Here is a 3,581-nt window from a genome sequence, read left to right as displayed (position 1 = left end):
AATTAGCCGTAGGGGCGGGTTCGCCAACAGCCTTAAAGCTTGCAAATAGGTTCTATAAACCCGCCCGACCCCACGAACAATCCTCTTATTGATATTGCTGCAAGATGTCAGGTACTCTCAACTTTTAAGAGCGATCGCACCTGAAAGTCAAAATCTGCCAATTTTTAGGAAATTAGTATTTTCTGTATATTTACGGTTCAATCTGTCTGAGCCAGCCTCAATGTCACCAGACTAAGAACAGCAGCATGAGGGGTGAGACCCCTTATGCTGATAAATCCGTAAGTAATTTAGCATATAACTAACCTTAGACTTGATATCATTTTTCCCAGAAATAGAGCATATTCGCTAATACAAAGGCTGTTACCCCTTATTCATGTTATGATTTGCAGCGCTCGGCCGCATCAGGACATCCAAGGGCGATCGCAGTAAATCCTGTCTAATGATTGACAAACATCACAATTGACAAATATAGGTTACTATTATGTCTCATAAAGAAAGAACTTTCAAAGCTTTATCTTTGAAAGTTTATCGTCATCTAGGAAAATGGGCAGCTTAGATTTAGCACCCAAATTCACCAAAAATGAAAACCATCCCAAATCTGTCAAATTGGTCATCTACACAAACAGGGAAATCTACCAATATGGAAACTAAAATCTTGAGACAAGCCAGCTATGAAGCAGAGACGGCTAGCCGAAAAAATCTAGCAATTGTGGATTCAAAAGTAGAAAACTACCAAGAGTTGCTCAGGGGAGTGAAATGCGGTACAGAAGTAGTCTTGCTCGATAGAACCCGGGATGGAATCGAGCAAATCACCGAAATTCTGGGTCAGCGCAGCAGCATCACCAGCCTGCACATAGTTTCTCACGGCCGAGAAGCAGCAGTAGAAATCGGCTCAAAAGAACTTAATATTGATAATCTAGAAACCTACAGCAACCAATTGCAGCAGTGGGGAAAAGCCCTTAGCGAATCCGGCAGCATTTTACTTTACGGCTGTAACATAGCCGCAGGCGAATCGGGCATTAAATTCATACAAAAACTCAGTGAAATAACAGGAGCCAATGTTGCGGCTTCCAACAACCTAACAGGGAGTGAAGCATTAGGTGGCAACTGGGAATTAGAAATTACTACAGGACAAATCAATACCGAATTAGCCTTTGAAAAAGAAGTCCTAGAAGGCTACACATCAGTCCTGGCTACCTTAGCGGCTGAAGAATTTAAAAATACAACAGTAATCGGGCCTTGGATATATGGAGTTGGCAACACCCTTACAACTAACCCAGGCTTAACCGCAGGTAGTACACAAAACCTCAGCGGCGTTATTCCCGCTTTAGGGACTGGCGATACACCCGGAAGCGGTACTTTGAGATTAACATCAAACGCCTTTGAACAAGCAGCTTTTGTCATCTACAACAACCCCATATCTGCCACTGAGGGTCTGAGAGTTACCTTTGATTTCTTTGCCTATAACAGAGGTACTGCCCTTTTTCCACGACGACCACAAGGGGATAATACCCCCCTTGGTGCCGATGGCATTAGTTTTTTCCTCATTGACGGAACAGCTACGCCAACAGAAGCGGGAGGCTACGGTGGCTCTCTCGGCTATGCTCCGAATAATAATAGTACTCCCACTGCTCCCGCTTCAGAGGGTCTTTTAGGAGGTTATTTAGGTATCGGATTAGACGAGTTTGGCAATTATTCTACCGCTCAACCTGGAGTGGGAGGGCGTGTGGGTGGCGCCCCAACGATACCCCAACAGACACCTGATTCACTAGCACTTAGAGGCAGCCAAAGCACATCTTATAATTTTTTAACTAGCAGAGTCGTTCCCGGTGGGATAGATAATAAAGATACAAGCATTCGCGATGTGGCTAAAAGAAGCGTTCAAGTTACATTATTTCCAGCGAATTCACCAACATTTCCTAACCGTCTGACAGTTGCCTTCGACTTGAACAGGAACGGCACATTTGATGCGGGCGAAACACTGCTCGACATATCAAATTTGGCAACCATAAACGGAGCAGTGCCACGTACTTTTAAATTTGGCTTTGCTGCTTCGACAGGGGGAAATACAAACATTCACGAAGTTAACAATGTCATCGTCCAAAGTATAGATGATCCTGCACTCAAAGCCGACGTTTCCATTGTTAAAAAAGGCCCGCTCTATGCCACACCCAACAGCACCATTACCTATACGATTACCTCCACAAATAACGGGCCAAACGACGCCGAAAGCGTCCTGATTCAAGATCCGCTGCCCGCAGACTTAATACCAGTCAGCATATCTGACGGCGGTACTTTAGACAGCAAAACGCGAACTGTCATATGGCCGGCGATTCCGACTCTGGCTAACGGTGCTAGCCAAACCCGCACCATCACCGCAAGAGTTCCGGCAACAGTCGGCGCTTCCTTAACTAACAGTGCCTATAGCACCTCCAGCACTTTCGACCCCGATCTAGGTAACAACAATAGTTCCCAACCCATCTCTCAAGTCTCAACTACAATTGTTGATGCTCTTGCCGATGTTGTTACCACCAAAACCGGGGATACGGCAGCCGCACCGGGTGAAACCGTTACTTACACAATTTCCACAGTCAACAACGGCCCAAGCACAGCCGCAAACGTCACCGTTACCGACAGCATTGTTCCCGGTTTAAATATAGTTAGTCTATCCAACGAGGGTGTTTACAATGCAGATACTGGGATTGTCACCTTCCCAGCGATTCCCAGCTTGCCTTCCGGTGCTCCTCCTGCCATTAACACAGTCCGCTTCATCGCACCTGCATCTGCATCCGGCAGCGTCAGCAACACCGCCAGAAATACCTCAGCTACCCCTGATCCTTTTCCTGAGAACAACAACGGTACTGATCCGCTTGCTACAGTCACCACAACTCTGACACCTAGTGCCGACGTTGTTACCACCAAAACCGGGGATACGGCAGCAGCACCGGGTGAAATAGTTACTTACACAATTTCGACAGTCAACAACGGCCCAAGCACAGCCGAAAACGTCACCATTACCGACACCATCGTTCGCGGTTTAACAGGAGTCAACGGCGGTGTCTACGATGAAAATACAGGTATTGTCAGCTTCGCGCCCGTTCCCAGCTTAGCCAGCGGTGTCACCGTCACCAACACAGTCAGCTTCATCGCACCTGCATCAGGCAGCGTCACCAACACCGCCAGAAGTACCTCACCCACGGCTGACCCCACTCCGGGCAACAACGAAGCTCCCTTCACCACAACTCTCACACCTAGTGCCGACCTAGTTACCACCAAAACCGGGACTACGGCAGCAGCACCGGGTGAAATAGTTACTTACACAATTTCGACAGTCAATAACGGCCCAAGCACAGCCGAAAACGTCACCATTACCGACACCATCGTTCGCGGTTTAACAGGAGTCAACGGCGGTGTCTACGATGAGAATACAGGCATTGTCAGCTTCGCGCCCGTTCCCAGCTTAGCCAGCGGTGTCACCGTCACCAACACAGTCAGCTTCATCGCACCTGCATCAGGCAGCGTCACCAACACCGCCAGAAGTACCTCACCCACGGCTGACCCCACTCCGGGCAACAACGAAG

At 47.9% G+C, this 3,581-nt stretch carries 1 protein-coding gene; it reads left to right on the top strand.

What is annotated here, in order from left to right; genetic code table 11:
• Window positions 1-640: 640 nt before the first annotated feature.
• A partial coding sequence (locus QUA00_RS36380; protein ID WP_333413435.1) for a DUF4347 domain-containing protein occupies window positions 641-3,581 on the top strand: 2,941 nt, incomplete at its 3' end.

It is taken from the genome of Microcoleus sp. T2B6, from assembly GCF_036700475.1.
Classification (GTDB): domain Bacteria; phylum Cyanobacteriota; class Cyanobacteriia; order Cyanobacteriales; family Microcoleaceae; genus Microcoleus.
The sequence above is the reverse complement of the archived record's forward strand: the minus strand, read 5'-3'. Positions and strand labels throughout refer to the sequence as shown.